The 16343-nt window shown below is 37.1% G+C and carries 17 protein-coding genes; 13 read left to right on the top strand and 4 right to left on the bottom strand.

Going from position 1 to position 16343, the window contains the following annotated elements; translation table 11 throughout:
- Positions 1–4: 4 nt before the first annotated feature.
- The 4 genes from porW to ODZ84_RS14090 all read right to left on the bottom strand — a co-directional run bounded on the left by porW (position 5) and on the right by ODZ84_RS14090 (position 4493).
- Entirely contained in the window at positions 5–2584 is a 2580-nt protein-coding gene (porW, locus tag ODZ84_RS14105; RefSeq protein ID WP_266173007.1) for a type IX secretion system periplasmic lipoprotein PorW/SprE, read from the bottom strand.
- A gap of 86 nt (positions 2585–2670) precedes the next feature.
- Positions 2671–3225 carry a Maf family protein gene (locus tag ODZ84_RS14100; RefSeq protein WP_266173005.1) on the bottom strand — a complete coding sequence of 185 codons (555 nt, stop codon included), beginning with the start codon at positions 3223–3225 and terminating at the stop codon, positions 2671–2673.
- Between the two features lie 10 nt (positions 3226–3235).
- Positions 3236–3754 carry a KdsC family phosphatase gene (locus ODZ84_RS14095; RefSeq protein WP_266173004.1) on the bottom strand — a complete coding sequence of 173 codons (519 nt, stop codon included), beginning with the start codon at positions 3752–3754 and terminating at the stop codon, positions 3236–3238.
- Entirely contained in the window at positions 3744–4493 is a 750-nt protein-coding gene (locus ODZ84_RS14090; protein ID WP_266173003.1) for a Rossmann-like and DUF2520 domain-containing protein, read from the bottom strand. Before ODZ84_RS14090 ends, ODZ84_RS14095 begins: the two co-directional genes overlap by 11 nt.
- 199 nt (positions 4494–4692) lie before the next feature.
- Between ODZ84_RS14090 and ODZ84_RS14085 the strand changes: the two genes are divergently transcribed.
- The 13 genes from ODZ84_RS14085 (at position 4693) to ODZ84_RS14025 (ending at position 16342) form a co-directional block, all read left to right on the top strand.
- A complete protein-coding gene (locus ODZ84_RS14085; protein WP_266173001.1) occupies positions 4693–5244 on the top strand; it encodes an RNA polymerase sigma factor in 552 nt (183 codons plus the stop codon).
- An 18-nt stretch (positions 5245–5262) separates the two neighbouring features.
- Positions 5263–5889 (top strand): hypothetical protein, encoded by a 627-nt coding sequence (locus ODZ84_RS14080; RefSeq protein WP_266172999.1) that lies wholly within the window; start codon positions 5263–5265, stop codon positions 5887–5889.
- Between the two features lie 9 nt (positions 5890–5898).
- Positions 5899–6408, top strand: coding sequence for a hypothetical protein (locus tag ODZ84_RS14075; protein WP_266172998.1), 510 nt, complete (start codon positions 5899–5901; stop codon positions 6406–6408).
- Positions 6409–6507: 99 nt separating this feature from the next.
- Entirely contained in the window at positions 6508–7533 is a 1026-nt protein-coding gene (locus ODZ84_RS14070; RefSeq protein WP_266172997.1) for a hypothetical protein, read from the top strand.
- A gap of 87 nt (positions 7534–7620) precedes the next feature.
- On the top strand, positions 7621–8661 hold the full coding sequence (locus tag ODZ84_RS14065) for a hypothetical protein (protein ID WP_266172995.1): 1041 nt from the start codon (positions 7621–7623) through the stop codon (positions 8659–8661).
- Between the two features lie 205 nt (positions 8662–8866).
- Positions 8867–10663 (top strand): translation elongation factor 4, encoded by a 1797-nt coding sequence (gene lepA, locus ODZ84_RS14060; protein ID WP_266172994.1) that lies wholly within the window; start codon positions 8867–8869, stop codon positions 10661–10663.
- A gap of 121 nt (positions 10664–10784) precedes the next feature.
- Positions 10785–11240, top strand: a complete 456-nt coding sequence (locus tag ODZ84_RS14055) for a T9SS type A sorting domain-containing protein (RefSeq protein ID WP_266172993.1) — start codon at positions 10785–10787, stop codon at positions 11238–11240.
- An 8-nt stretch (positions 11241–11248) separates the two neighbouring features.
- A complete protein-coding gene (locus tag ODZ84_RS14050) occupies positions 11249–12391 on the top strand; it encodes a hypothetical protein (protein ID WP_266172992.1) in 1143 nt (380 codons plus the stop codon).
- A gap of 49 nt (positions 12392–12440) precedes the next feature.
- The gene (locus tag ODZ84_RS14045) at positions 12441–13511 is read left to right on the top strand and encodes a hypothetical protein (RefSeq protein WP_266172991.1); all 1071 of its coding nucleotides are present in this window, start codon (positions 12441–12443) and stop codon (positions 13509–13511) included.
- Between the two features lie 214 nt (positions 13512–13725).
- The gene (locus tag ODZ84_RS14040; protein WP_266172990.1) at positions 13726–14421 is read left to right on the top strand and encodes an NUDIX hydrolase; all 696 of its coding nucleotides are present in this window, start codon (positions 13726–13728) and stop codon (positions 14419–14421) included.
- Between the two features lie 396 nt (positions 14422–14817).
- Positions 14818–15360, top strand: coding sequence for an NADAR family protein (locus ODZ84_RS14035; RefSeq protein WP_266172989.1), 543 nt, complete (start codon positions 14818–14820; stop codon positions 15358–15360).
- A 30-nt stretch (positions 15361–15390) separates the two neighbouring features.
- A complete protein-coding gene (locus tag ODZ84_RS14030) occupies positions 15391–15939 on the top strand; it encodes a prolyl hydroxylase family protein (protein WP_266172988.1) in 549 nt (182 codons plus the stop codon).
- Between the two features lie 67 nt (positions 15940–16006).
- A complete protein-coding gene (locus tag ODZ84_RS14025; RefSeq protein WP_266172987.1) occupies positions 16007–16342 on the top strand; it encodes a hypothetical protein in 336 nt (111 codons plus the stop codon).
- Position 16343 lies beyond the last annotated feature (1 nt).

Genomic DNA, 16343 nt, shown 5'->3' with positions numbered 1-16343 from the left:
TTTTTTATTGGGTTTTTACAGGGGCTGCATTTGGATTTTTCATTTCCATCTGAATTCCGTTATTACCTGGCATTTTTGGAGGCTTTCCGGAAGATGGGGTAGTAGGTTGTGTATTTACATTTCCATTAAACTGCTGCTGATTCATCATATTCTGTTGCGGCTGCCCCCCAGGTTGCCCGGGTACTGAATTTTGAGAGACCACATTTCCTTTATTGTCAGTAGCCTGAAAACTGAGATCGCTTTTCAGGTAATTAAGCATTTCCTTAGCTTTTAAACCTTCCGGTGTTTTGGCATAATTCAGAACGATCTGTTCCAGCTGCAGGATCATTACTTCCTTACCGCTCATTTTCCCTGAATTGAAGGCATTCAACAGATAGAATTTCGGAATAAGAGCATCTTTCGGATATTTCTGGATAGCCTGGTCCAGTATAGATTTACTCTCCTGGAACTTCTCAGATTCGAATAGGGCATATGCCTGTTTATATTGATTTTCCACTTCAGCAGAAGATTTTACAAACGTATTGCTCTTAGGATTTCTGGCAAACTCTGCATATGAGGTGTACGGATAATCCTTCAGCAACATTTGCTTTGCTCTTTCTGCAGCCTGCGGTGTTTTTTCATAGTTCATTGCAAATATTTCATACAGAGCCTGCAGCATTACTTTTTCTTCCGGTTTTACATCGATCAGGTCATACAGCGTTTTTGTCGCCAGGGGAGTATTGGTGAAATAATTCTGGTACATAATTCCAAGGCCCAGAGAAGCGGTATCCCTGTCTTTCTTAAGCTGATCCAGCTTTGAAGCATCATTCGGAATCTGCTCAATATAAAAAGCAGGTTCAAAACGCCTTGGATTAGGGGCTGTCGTAACTCCCAGGGCTTCATTTTTCATATCTTCCAGTGAAGTCATTTTCTTGGAAAAACGCCAGTTGTCTACCAAAGCCCGGTCTCCCCATACCTGCTTAAAGTTGGATGTCCCTTTAGCCACAGTATTCGTATTTGCGAAATAAAATCCTTTGGTAGTGGTGCCAAATTCTGCAAAAGAATTGGGACCGTTGGCGAAAAGTGAATTCTGGCTGTAATCTCCGGTATCAAAACCTTTGCTTCTTTCGGCACGTCTTCTTTCCAGCTCGTCTTTCTCTTCTTTTGCTTTAAGCTTTGCAATATATTTTGTAAAGAAATCATTTTTCTGCTCAGGACTCATACGGGCCAGTGAAAGAATACTGTCGTTTTTCTTGATCAGATAGTAATTTCTGGAGATTTTTTTAATGTTGATAGCCTGTTCCTTCAGAAGATCTTTTGAGGGCTCATAGGTCATTGCCACCAGGGCAGAATCATAATAACTTCCGGCTCCGATATAGTCGTTTTTTTCAAGATAGCTGTTCCCGATCTCGTAGTATGACAAACCGCGGACCTGCGGATCAGAAACATTCTCCTTAAGGGATCTTCTGAAAAACTGCTGAGCTTCTTCTTTCTTACCGGCCTTATTGGCCATCAGGCCCAGTGCATAATAAAATTCGTTTTTTCTTGAGCCGTAGGTTCCTTTTTTACTGATGCCCTCCAGATAATTCTTAGCACCGTTATAGTCGCCTTTTCCGTTGAAGGTTTTGGCAATCTCGATCTGGGACTTTACTTCAAATTCGAAGTCATTGGCATATTTATAGGCAGAAGCGAAACTTTCACGGGCTTTCTCATTCTGACCGAGACCCTCCAATATCTGGCCTCTCAGATAAGCAATTCTGCTTTTCAGCTTCCGGTTGGAATTCAGTTCAAATGCGAGATCCAGTTCTCTGGCTGCTTCTTCTTTTTTCCCCGCGTCCAGAAATGTTTCAGCGGTATATATGCTCAGCAGCTTACCGTAAGTCTTACTGGTTCCGTCACTTTTAAGCTTAGCAAAAATATCCTGAGCCCTGTGATAGTCTTTAATTTTTGCATAAGAAACTCCCTGGTATATTCTGGCCAGAGGAAGTCTTTTATCATCCTTCATATGGGTAAAGACATAATTCAGCGCATCTAAAGCTTCAAGCGGTTTATTCTGGTAAATTCTAGACTGGGCTAGGATGATATACGCATCAAAGATCTTTTTATTCTGTTCCTCCCCATGTTTGATCACCGAATATTTATTAATGGCCTTTAAGGCTTTTGCTTCAGCAATTTCCAGCGTCGATGCCCCTGTAGGCTGTCCAGGATCGGAACTGGTCTCATTTCCGGATACATTCTGGGAATTGTAAGGCTGGCTTTCTCCCGGCATGGCTGGTGGCATTCCCGGAGCACTTCTCCCGGAAGGTTTGTTCACTTCTGCCATTTTAAAGGTATTTTCAGCAAAAGCTGAAGACTGCCCCAGATCACTTCCCAAAGGCTGATCTTCAAAGGTAAGGATCGGGATATAAGGTGCATAAAAATTGTCTTTATGCGCTTTGTCCCGGGTTTCAAATTCAGTGGTCAATGCATCCTTAGCATTAAACAAAGTATTGTAATATGTGGAAAATCCTTTCATAAACTTGGATCGCTGCTCAGGTCTCTTGGGTTTTGAAACACAGGAAAGCAGGAAACATGCTGTTAAGAGGAATATAATATTCTTTTTCATTTACTCAATATAACTCGCTAATCTACTTTTTATTATCAGTAGTTTGATGATTTTGTAAAAATAATAAAAATTTATATGGGAAAAATTTATATTTCTTTCAGGATTTTATATACCAAATGTGTGGGAAGTCCCATGATCGTATAAAAACTTCCGTTTATTCTCTTTATTTTCGCCATCCCCAGCCATTCCTGGATTCCATAGCTTCCTGCTTTATCGAAAGGGTGGTACTGCCGGATATAATAATCTATTTCAGTATCGGTGATCGTATCGAATTCTACCTCTGCCATATCAGTTTCAGTAATGCTTTTATCACATGTTTTAATGGTAATTCCCGTATATACCTGATGCACTTTACCCGATAAAAGTCTCAGCATTTCCCGGGCCTCATCTTCATGATCAGGTTTTCCCAGAAATTGGTTATCAATGGCAACTACAGTATCTGCAGTTAGTAAAATTTCTCCTTTCTCAGGCACTCCGAATGCAGCAGCTTTCAATTCTGAAAGATAAGCCGCGGAATCACCTACCTTTATATGGTCGGGAACAATTTCTTCACAATCAATTTTTACGACTTCAAATTCAAAGCCCAGCTGAGACAAAAGCTCCTTTCGCCTGGGAGACTGAGAGGCTAATAATATTTTCATTATCAGTTATTTAAATAGATTGTGTGTTATCGTTGTGCCATTTTCCCTGAACTTTCATTACCTGTTCGATCACATCACGTACAGCACCGCTTCCTCCTTTCACAGGAGAAATATAAGAGGCCACTGCCTTAACCTCAGGAACCGCATTTTCAGGACAGGCTGCAATCGCTGAGTTTTTCATAATGTGAAGATCAGGCAAATCGTCTCCCATCGTCAGGATTTCTTCGTTTTTAAGATTATATCTTGTTTTGAAATCTTCAAAATCTACCATTTTATCAGGTGATTTGGGATAATAATCTTTTATCCCCAGGTAATTGATTCTGTGCTTTACCATTTCATCATTACCTCCCGTAATAACACCGATTAAATAATTGTTTTTAAGCGCCTTAACGACGGCATAGCCATCCAGGACATTCATGACCCTGGACATATTTCCGCCGGGCATCAGATAGACACTTCCGTCGGTAAAAACACCGTCTACATCAAATACGAATGCCTTAATATCTTTTAATTTCTCTTTATAACTCATACATTTTTTGAATTGAATGATTCATTGTTTTATAAATCTCAAGACTTTCATCTTTTAGCAGCAGTTCATGCAGTTCCATAATTCTTTTATCATTTCTTACCGCAGGTCCGGTCTGAGCTGCTTTAGGCTCGATCGTATCAATTTTCCGTACCGTTTCATCAATTAATGGTAAGAAATAATTGAAAGGAATTTCCTGAGCGTCCGAAATTTCCTTGGCTCTGGCAAAAAGATGATTGACAAAATTACAGGCAAAAACGGCGGTCAGATGAATATACTTCCTTTTTTCATACGTACTTTCCATCACTCTTTCAGAAATCTCTGAAGCAAGATCACTAAGGATTTTTTGGTCATCCTCGGTTTCCGTTTCTATGAAAAAGGGAATCTGAGTATAATCCAGATCTTTGGATTTAGAGAAGGTTTGCAAAGGATAAAAACTTGATTTTCTGTAGCCTCCTTTCAGTATTTCCTTAGGCAAAGAACCCGAAGTATGAGCCACCAGGCAGTCTTTTTTAGTGATCAGTGCAGAAACATCTTCCACAGACCGGTCACTTACACAGATAATGTACAGATCTGCGTCTTCCAGCTTTTCCGTTGAATAAGGAATATTTAATTCTTGAGAAATTTTACTCAATTCCATTTCATTTCTCCCGAAAACCTGTGCTACGGAAATAGTATTCAGGATAAAAGCCTTCGCCAGATGGTAGGCAACATTGCCGGAGCCGATAATTACGATTTGCATAAAACAAAGATAAGATTTTGTCCGGAGTTTACGAAAGCACTATGAGGAGGATTGAGAGCAGTACTAAATTTATATACCGCCTTTAAAATCCGGAGTTACCGTGTAACTGTCTGATATTATTTTTAATATTTGGACTGAAAATTGAATAAGTAATTTAACTTTCCATTATTTTTGTAATCCAAAACAATGAAAGCATCTTATGAAGATTAAAGACGCGGAAATTATCACGTTGATGCAAAACCCACGAACTCAGGAGAAAGGAGTTCGAGCGCTAATGGATGCTTATCAGAGTAGATTATATTGGCACATACGACGTATTATTGTGGACGGAGATCTTGCGCAGGATACGTTGCAGGAAACCTTCATTAAAGCATATCAGAATTTTCACCAGTTTAAAAATGATAGTCAGTTATACACCTGGCTGTACAGAATCGCAACCAATGAAGCGTTGCAGCAGATCAATAAACTGAAAAAGATGCAGAAAACAGATGAAGACCCGGAGTACTATATGCAGAATCTTGTGGCCGATAATGCAGAAAGTGATGCAGAAGAGATACAGATGCTGTTACAGAGTGCTATTCAGAGTCTGCCGGAAAAGCAGAAATTGGTATTCATGATGAGGTATTATGATGATTTACCCTACGAAGACATATCCAAAATTGTAGATATGTCGGTAGGAACACTGAAAACAAATTATCATTATGCCAAACAGAAAATAGAAGAATATATCAAAGAGAATTACGAGAGATAATTTTTGAGAAACAACAACATGAAAGACTTTGATCTAGAAAAATTAGAACGCAAGAATATCTACACAGTTCCCGATAATTTATTTGAAAATATTCAGGAAAAGGTGTTGAGCGGGATAAATGATTTCGATCTGGAAAAATTAGAACGTAAAAATATTTACAAAGTTCCCGAAGGATTATTTGATGATGTTCAGCAAAACGTCCTGAATGGGGTCCTGCCAGCTAAAAAAGCGCCTATTTTTAAACTGAACTGGGCCTATGCGGCGGCGGCGTCAGTAGCTTTGATTTTTGGAGCGACTTTTGTTTTAAATTCAAATGACAGTTCAGAAGCTACAGGTTCGCAGGCAGCAATAGTATCTAATGAAAAAAAACCAAAGCCAGAAAGCGAGATTGCTTATGAAACTTTGAAATCGGATTTAACTTCTGTGGAAAATAGCAATCAAACATTTGTAAATCAAAATGTTGAAAGTTCTTTAACAAAAGCTGGTGAAAACAGGGAACAGAAGACGGTGACGCAAACAGTAAAACCTGTTTCGAAAAAAGAAGAAGCTCAAGTAAACGAGTATCTGGATTCTTTCTCTAACTCTGAAATTGCAGAGTTGGCAAGTAATTCAACACAGGATGTTTATTTGGATTTATACAATTAATAAAAAACGATGAAAAAGATATTATTTACACTTTTTATTATTTATGGTTTTGGCTTAAATGCCCAAAGAACGGATTATGACTGGAAGAAGATGAACCCTAAGCAAAGAAAAGAGGTAATAAACAATCTTTCTCCGGAAGAAAGAAAAACACTTCTCACCGAGTTCAGGAATAATATGGTGATGGATAATCTTGATATTGATCCAAGTGATAAGGCTGAATTTACAGAAATTTATAATGAATATCTGGAGAGCCAAAAGCATATCAAAAGTCAGTTTAATTCAAACTTTAATCCTGAAACGCTTTCTGAAGATGAGGCTAAAGCCAAGTTACAACAGAGTTTTGAAGTGGGACAAAAATTGTTAGATAATAGGAAGAAATATGCGGATAAAATGCAGCAGGTGATTCCTTGTCAGAAAGTTTTGAAGTTATTCCAGTCTGAGAAGATGATGAAGGATAAGATGGAGGAAAGAAGGCCTCACGGAAACTCAAATACTTCGAGACAGAAACAAAACCCATAATAGTTTATTTTTTTAATGTTGGACGACTCTTACAATTTTTTTTGTGAGAGTCGTTTAATTTTAAATGAATCTTCTATTTTTGCAGGAAATACATAAATAATGAAAAAAACATTTCTATTTCTTTTGTTCACCCTCTTTTTATCTGCTCAGAAAACGGAGATTATTTCTCTTAAACAGAATATCAAAGACAGAAACGCGCGTACAAAATCGCTTATTTTGATGGATACCAGGACAGATAAGGAGATCGGTAAGGTATCCGATAAAAAAGAAGAAGCTTTACTGAAACTTCCTGCTGAAGACATGAATGCTTTTGTACAGAATTGGTTTACAGAGGATAATAAGGCAAAAGGCAATAACGACATTGTTCTGATGCTCGAGGAATTAAAGGTTTATGATGAGCAGGCTCCCAATGACAAGGTTAGATTGGGAAAAGCCAGACTTAAAATCTCAAGCTTCCTGAAACGGAATGACAGATATTATTTTATCAGCCGTTTTGACAATGTGATTGTGTGTGATCCAAGAAGAGTATCCAGTGTTTCCAGATATTTATCTCAAAACCTTTCATATGCTATCGTAGAATTTATTAATGGTACGTATGCAGGATCGGTTATGAGCCAGTATATACCCGAAAATGAAATTACCCGGTATGATTCTTATTTAGCTGAAAGCAATAAATCTTTGCATCAGGAACTCAAAGACGGTGTTTACTTGAATTTCAGAAGTTTTTCTAATCAGGAGCCGGCCGTCGGTTATTATACTGAAAAAAATAAAAAAGGAAAAGTGGTAAGAGTAAAAGAAAAAGAGGTCACGGTTCCTATGGGTGATGTATTTTGCTACGTCGAGAATGGAGAAGCATACCGATATACTCCGTCAGGTTTTTTAAAAATGACAAAAGATAATAAGGGGTTCTATATCGTTTCTTCGAGAGCAGAACTCTTTCCTGATGCTAAATCAGGCGGGGTGGTCATCGGAGCTTTAGCCGGAGGACTCGTGGGGGCAGCCATCGGAGCGGCCATTGACGCAGAATCTAATAAAAGGATGCTGAAGGGATACGGCTATAAATCAGCAACTTTTACGAATGTATATATTGACCCTTTAACAGGTTCTTATAATTTTCAACAGTAAATTATTCAAAATAAATCATGCCTTCTAAAATTTTTCAGGAGGCATTTTACCATAAATTCATATTTTTGACTGAAAATCTACTAAACCATGAAAAAAATATTTCAAATTATCTTTATTTTTCTTTCAGCTATTTCTTTTGCACAGGGTCCCGAGGTCATTAAGGAAAGAGGAAATCTCTCAAACCCAAAAGGCAATATCTATAAATCATTAGAAGTAATTGACCAGAGAGAGGATCAGAAAATAGGGGAAATGCCTTTTGGTGAACAGAAAGAAATGAAAGAAATTGTTTTTCCTTTGTCGGTAAATAAATTTTTAAGTCAATGGTATACGGACAGCAATCATAAAGGAGGAAAACATGAGATGGTTCTGATCCTGAAAAAATTAAAAACTTCTATGGGCGAAACGGTCGGTAAGGAAACGGAAGCGGATATCGATTTTTCAGCCCAAACCTTCTTAAAACAGGGAGAGAATTACCGGTTTTTATACAAAAAAGATACGGTATTCAGTTTTAAAGACAAAAATATCTCTGATGCCGTTGTTAAAAATATTCCTGTGATCATGGCGATGTTCATGAAGAAGACCTATACGATGAAACCTTGTGAAAATGAGGTTACGGCAGAGGCTCTTTCCGATTATGAGACCTATGTAAAAAATAATTCAGAAGCATATAAGAATACTCAATTGAGAGATGGAATTTATATAAATCATACTTCATTTTTAAATCAGACTCCCGAACCCGGCTATGTTCCGGAAAAAAATGAAAAAGGCCAGGTAATAAAAGCCATTAAAGAAGAAAACGGGAAGAAAGATAAAATTTCTGCGAACGAAATATTCGCTTATGTGGAAAACGGAAAAGCATATAAAAAAACATATTCAGGGTTTTTGGAATTAAACAAGAACGAAAACGGATTTTATATCGTCAGCAACAGAGGCTTTATCCTGCCAGCAAGAAATTCTTCGGTATTTGTAAGCGTTGGCGGAGCTCAGGGCGGAATGTACGGTGGTATTGCCGTAGGCCTGGTAGGAATATTTGAACGAAGCCTGAGACAGAATAAAAATAAAAAAGATGAAATGACTGAAATCTATATAGATCCGCTTACCGGAGAATATGACTTTTCAGACAATTGATTCGATTAAAGCTTATTTTAAACTTCAGCTGATACTTTTGATCATTCCTGACGGGTTATTGGTTTAAAAACATTTTTTGTTTCTTAGCAGGGAACATAGCTTAAAATTGTAAGCCCAGGATAATTTAAATAATTTTTTACACTACAAAATAACAATAAGGAATTCTCTTGCATTTTCTTATCTTTGCAAATTACAAGGTTCTTAAATGAAAAACATACGAAATTTTTGCATAATCGCCCATATCGACCATGGTAAAAGTACTTTGGCGGATCGTCTTTTAGAGTATACCAATACGGTCACCCAAAGAGAATTACAGTCTCAGACCCTGGATGATATGGATTTGGAAAAAGAACGTGGGATTACCATTAAATCTCATGCGATCCAGATGGATTATGAATATAAAGGAGAAAAATATATTTTAAATCTGATCGACACCCCGGGACACGTAGACTTTTCGTACGAAGTTTCCCGTTCCATTGCTGCCTGTGAAGGAGCGCTTCTTATTGTAGATGCAGCGCAAAGCATTCAGGCTCAAACGATCAGTAATTTATACCTGGCATTGGAAAATGATCTTGAAATCATTCCTATACTAAATAAAATAGATCTTCCGTCTGCGAATCCTGAGGAAGTTACCGATGAGATTATGGGACTTTTAGGATGTAAATATGAAGATGTTCTCAGAGTTTCAGGAAAAACAGGAGAAGGTGTTCATGATTTGCTTGAGCAGATCGTTAACAGAATTCCGGCGCCGGTAGGGGACCCGGAAGCACCCCTTCAGGCACTGATCTTTGATTCGGTTTATAACCCGTTCAGAGGGATTGAAGCCTATTTTAAAGTAGTAAACGGAAGAATTTCCAAAAACGAGAAAATTAAGTTTTTCGCCACAGGAAAGGAGTATGGTGCTGATGAAGTGGGAACCTTAAAACTAAAGCAGGTTCCGAAAAAAACAATCGAATGCGGTGATGTTGGATATATTATTTCCGGTATTAAAGATGCAAGGGAAGTAAAAGTGGGAGATACCATTACTTCTTTTGTGAATCCTGCTGCTGCTGCGATCGACGGTTTTGAGGAAGTAAAACCGATGGTATTTGCAGGTATTTATCCTATTGAATCTGAGGATTTTGAAGAGTTGAGATTCTCTCTGGAAAAATTACGACTGAATGATGCCTCTCTGGTTTTCGAACCGGAAAGCTCTGCAGCTCTCGGTTTCGGTTTCCGTTGCGGATTCTTAGGAATGCTGCATATGGAAATTGTACAGGAGCGTTTGGAAAGAGAATTTGACATGAACGTTATCACGACGGTACCCAATGTTTCTTACCATGGATATTCTAAAAAGGATCCTGAAACCGCTATTTTAATTAATAACCCATCTGAAATGATTGATCCCAATCTTTTAGATCGGGTTGAAGAGCCTTATATCAAAGCTTCCATCATCACAAAATCTGATTTTGTAGGTGCTGTAATGACACTTTGTATAGAAAAGAGGGGCGAAATTGTAAACCAGAGTTATCTGACGGCAGACAGGGTAGAATTAACATTTAATATGCCTTTGGCGGAGGTTGTTTTTGACTTTTACGACCGGTTGAAATCAATTTCTAAAGGTTACGCATCCTTCGATTATTCTCCGATCGGAATGCGCTCTTCTAAATTGGTGAAAATGGATATCCTGATCAATGGTGACATGGTGGATGCCTTATCTTCACTGATTCACGACAGCAATGCCTATTACATTGGTAAAAAAATGTGTGAAAAACTGCGTGAGCTGATTCCAAGACAGCAGTTTGATATTGCCGTTCAGGCAGCCTTGGGAGCAAAAGTTATAGCAAGAGAAACTATCAAAGCCCTGAGAAAAGACGTTACTGCAAAATGTTACGGAGGAGATATTTCCAGAAAGAGAAAACTTCTTGAAAAGCAGAAAGAAGGTAAGAAAAAAATGAAGCAGATCGGTCGCGTAGAGGTACCGCAGTCAGCATTTATGGCTGTTCTGAAGCTTAATGATTAAAAAATCAAACCACTTATATATAAAATGCCGGAATTTTCCGGCATTTTTTTGTAGTCAATCACTCATAAAAATTTTGAAAAAAATAGATTCTTTAGTTTACATTTGCCGAAAATTAATTTTCATGAAAAAACTCTATGTTTTTGCAGGGGTTCTTATATCTGCCACCTTCTATTCTCAAAGTCTCATGGGAAACATAAACTCCGGCGGGGTATCCGGTCAGGATCTTATGTATACTGTAGGTGAAATTTATGTGATCCCCGATGATCCGGATCAGCAGAATTCTGGAACACTGGGAATGCTGTATCAGACTTCTTTACAGGTTTTGGGAGCTGGTGAAGTTATTGTAAAACAGGATAAAGTAAATGTCTATCCCAATCCCACCGCAGATTATATCACCCTTCAGATATCTTCTCAAGAAAAACCAAAGGAAGTATCCGTGTATGATCTGTCCGGAAAACTGGTAATGCAGCAAGCAGTTAGCAATGACCGCCTTGACCTTTCTTCTCTGATGAAAGGTATCTATCTTCTTGTTTTTAAAAATTCAGATCTGAAGCCCGTTAAAATCATTAAAAAATAACAATCACAATGAAAAAACTATATACTTTTTTGCTGGCATTAATGACAGCCACTTTATTCGCACAAATTCCCCAGGGATTTACATATCAGGCCATTGCCTTTAATGCTTCGGGAAATCCGGTGGCTAACGGGAATGTAACAGTGAGAATCAGTATTCTGAACAATGCTGCTTCAGGAAATAATCTGTATACGGAGACCCACAGCAAAACAACGAACTCAAAAGGACTGATCAATCTGAACATCGGGCAGGGCACACCCGTTTCCGGATCATTTTCCGGAATCAACTGGGCTTTAAATTCTAAATTTATTAAAGTGGAAATCGATCCGGCAGGCGGAACCAATTATACCAGTGTGGGAACCAACCAGCTGATGAGTGTTCCGTATGCGATGACCGCATCTAAGGTGGACGTTACTTCTCCCGCCTCTTCTGTCGCGGATGATATTGTTGAAGGGAAAAGTACCAATCATTTTTTTACCGATAAATATGACAGTAAAGTTTATGTTTTAAACTCCAAAACAGGAACCTGGTCTTCCCAGACCTATAATGTCGGATACACCAATAATAATACTACCCCGGAAATTACAGCCAAAAATGGAAATATCATGTTTATAGACAGGTATGACGGCAAAGTGTATATATTCAGTTCTAGATCCGGCTTGTGGGCTTCACAGCCTTACAGTGCAGGATATATTAATAACAATAACACTACGCCTTCCTTATTTTCTTTGTCCAATGGTAGTACGCTCTTTATCGATAAGTATGATCATAAAATGTATGTCTATAACTATACGAACGGGACATGGTCCGGACAGGAATTTAATATCGGCTATACCAATAATAATATAGTGCCCACAGCCATTGCTTCGGGAAGCAATTTTGCATTTGTTGATAAATATGAACATTCAGTAACTGTTTATAATACGAAAACAATGGATTGGAAAACACAGGTATTTAATGTTGGCTATTACAACAATAATTTAGATTCTCCAAGTGTTACCGTTTCGAATGGAAACTTCATATTTACAGATCGCTATGATCATAAAATATACATTTTTAACTCAAAAACCGGGAACTGGACCTCTCAGGAATATAACATAGGGTATTTAAATAACAGTACCGCTCCGACGGTCGCCGGATCTGAAACCAACTAAAATAAAACCGTGTCATTCTAAATGAGACGGCTTTATTTCGCTTTATCTGATGAAATATTTATTACTGATACTGATATTAATATCTGACTCTTTTTTTTCTCAAACCATTGAGCTTAAAAATAAAGATTTAATAAGATATTATGAATTAATAAACAAAGCGGAGCTTGCTATTGTAGATAGTAGACTGTCTGATGCAAATGACCTTTATAAGCAGGCATTCAAAATTCTTGATCGTCCTCAGGCGAAGGATCTTTATAACTCAATGCAGGCAGCCTTAAAGGCTGGCGATGCTAAGAATTCATATTCTCAATTTAAAGCATTAAAGTGCCTGGGTTATCCGTTTGACAAAAGTTTTGTCATCAATAACTTTAAAGGATTGGAAAAACAGATAGATAAATGCGATATAAAAATTGATTTAGCCTACAAAAAGACTCTGGATTCTCTAAATTCTATTGATCAGGAGAATAGGAAGCTTTCCAATGGAGATTATGCAAAATATCAAAAGGAAATAGCTAATAGCGATAGTATTGCATCCCTAAATTTATTAAAGCTGATAGACAATAAGGGATTTCCAAATGAATATAATATTGGTATAGGCGACAAATCCGATATTGTGTTACAGAAATTTTACCTTATCATTTGGCATCAATTGGCCACTAATATTTATAGTTCACAAAAGGTTAACTTTTCTGAGTCATTAGATAAAGCTTTAAATAACGGTAAAATAAGCCCTCAAAATGCAGCTTTTCTTTATGACCTTAACAATGGTACAAATAGTTTTTCGTCTCTACATTTCAATATAATGGGATTCGCAACCAGCAACGGCACTGATAAACCTTTAAAAGATCAGGTCGTAAGTAACACTGCACATACTGAATGTTGTTTTGTTCATGTTTGGTTCTTTCCGGAAAAAAGAAATGAAAAAGCGATTCGGATGGTTGCAAAAATTAATGAAAGCAGAAAGCGTATTGGCCTTCCAGATCTGGATTCGCAATTAGTAAAAGATGAATTTTATCTAAAAAACAAAGACTACATCTTTCAGGGTATTCCAGTAAAACAGGAAGTAATTGAAGATAGTAATAAAGCAGAATATATAAAGAAAAGCTTAATTAAGTTATAATAATCCGTATAAATTGTTCACTCAAATCAGTCTAATAATTGCAAATTATTTCTTCGTATTAATGCTTAAATATTTTGTAAGACCCAAATGCAATACGATCATTATGGTGATGATTTGGAATCAGACATTTAAAAAAATAAAGTTTCTCCCTTTAAAGTTTGATATTGTTTATTCTAAAGCTTAACTTTGTGTATTCACAACGCAAATTAACACAATGGAGCCTCCAAAAAAATTACAGGATATAAAAGTTGCTGTAGACGCAGTTATTTTCGGATATTTTGATAAAAAAGACCTTCAGGTTCTTCTCATAAAAAGGAATATAGAGCCTTTTAAAGGGGGCTGGGCATTGCCGGGCGGTCTGGTTCTGGATGATGAAAATCTGGATGATGCCGTAAGAAGAGAACTGTGTGAAGAAGCGGGCATAAAACCGGATTTTCTGGAACAGCTCTATACTTTTGGAAATGTAGGCCGGGATCCCCGGAACCGTGTGGTTTCTATAGCCTATTTGGGACTTGTCAATCCCTCTTACCACGAACTTTTTGCCGATTCTGATGCAGATGACGCCCAATGGTTCAGTATCAATAAGCTTCCGAAGCTTGCTTTCGACCATCAGACCATTATTGACCTTGCTTTAAAAAGACTTCGGACAAAAATTCAGTTTCAGCCGATTGGCTTTAATCTCCTGAACGAAGAATTTCTTTTTTCGGACCTGGAAAACCTTTACAAAACCATAATTGGACAGGATATCGACCGTCGGAATTTCCGCAAGAAAATAATGAGTTACGGGCTCTTGAATGATACGAATACTCTGAAAAAGGAAGGCAGTGGCAGACCCGGAAAGTTATTTACCTTCAATCAGGAAAAATACAAGGAATTAGAAGAACAAGGGTTTTACTTCGAAATCAAATAATTCAATCATAAATATCCCGGACTTTCACACAACTTTTCACAAAAAAAAATTTCCTGTTATTCTGAATGGAAGGAATAGGAATGAAAGGTAAATTAAATCTGTTGAGATTTTTCTGATGCAAAGTGACAGATGAGTTGAAATTTGCTTTGAATAATACAATTTTGCATCAATAGAAGCGGGATCCAGTAGGCTCTTATTTAAGCATATCGGATGGGCTTTGGCCAAAATGTATAAATATAAATAATTCGTGAAAGATCTTTGAATATTTAGATCTCAATTAAATAAAATTTTAGGCACTGTAAATCAAATTATTACCACTATTAGTGTAAAATTAACACAAATTAATTTGGAAGATAAAATCATAATTTTCTACATTTGTGTAATAATAACGCAATCATGGAATACACAGTAAAAAATATCACTGAACGGTTTCAAAAAAAGGAAAAATTAAAATTTTTATTCTTCTGGGGACATACGGTAAAAGATGAAATTACAAAAGCCTGTTTCAGCCAGTGGTTTCCTTTGGAGTTTACCGAAAACGGAACAAGGTATAAAACAGCTGAACATTATATGATGGCCGGAAAAGCGAAATTATTCAATGATGAGGAAATTTTAGATAAAATAGTGCAGGCCAGTTCTCCGAATCAGGCTAAAAGCTTAGGCAGAAAAGTAAGAAATTTTGATCCTAAAATCTGGGATGAGCATAAATATGAAATCGTAAAACAGGGAAATCTGCTGAAGTTTTCGCAGAACGAAAAGTTTGGAGAATTTCTTTTATCTACAAATAATAAAATTCTGGTAGAAGCGAGTCCGTATGATAAAATCTGGGGAATCGGAATGCTGGAATCTGATTCAAGAGCTGAAAACCCACTATTGTGGAACGGTGAAAACTTACTGGGATTTGCTCTAATGGAAGTAAGAGATGAATTTAAAGGATAAAATCACACAGTATAACACAACCTACTCATCATGAAAAAAACAGAATTGCATCCACAGATCTTCGTAATTGAAAATTTTCTGACCGATAGAGAATGCGATCATTATATTGAATTGACAAAAGATAAAATCTTTGAAGAAGCAAAAATCAATATGGGAGGCCGGCAGATGATGAGTAAGGGAATCCGGAACAATGATCGTCTGATGGTTTTTGATCATGATTTAGCTGAAACCCTCTTTCGTAAAGCAGCTGAATTTCTTCCTCAGACCCACCAAAATTATAATCTTCTGGATTTTAATGAAATGTTCAGAATTTATAAATATTCTGCAGGACAGAGATTCAAAATGCATCGGGACGGGAGCTACATCAGAAATGAAAATGAGAAAAGTTTTTATACTTTTTTAATATATCTGAATGATGATTTTGAAGGCGGAGAAACAGAATTTGAAAATCTGTTTACCGTTAATCCCAAGAAAGGTTCTGCATTGGTTTTTTATCATCCCCTGAGACATGAGGGAAAAACATTGATCTCCGGTTTAAAATATGTTTTAAGAACAGACGTCATGTATTCTAAAAAATAATACGGTTACAATAAAGTACAACCATGCGTTTTTAAATTAGCGTAAAAATAACACAAAATAATGAATTATGGAAAAAGACCTAAAACCCAGATTCATCGAGTCATTACAGAGAAATAATGACCAGATCAGAGAAGACCGTGCCCACATTATCGGAGAAGATGCCGCGCTGCTTTACAGGCGGAGAGTGGAAGATATCGAACTGAAAATCAAAAGACTGGAAAGAGAACAGGAAGGTCTGACCGACATCAGTCCTTTAGACAGAAACAGTCTGACATTCGCTGATTTTCAGCCGGAAGCATTCGTTCAGAAAGACATAGAGTTATCATTAATCATCAGAAATTTAAATATTCAGCTGGAGGTGACCAAAGCAAGATTTGAATATTTATTTGGCAAAAAATTTTAAG

The organism is Chryseobacterium fluminis, from assembly GCF_026314945.1.
Classification (GTDB): Bacteria; Bacteroidota; Bacteroidia; order Flavobacteriales; family Weeksellaceae; genus Chryseobacterium; species Chryseobacterium fluminis.
Note: the sequence above shows the minus strand (reverse complement) of the source record. Positions and strands in the feature narration are given on the sequence as shown.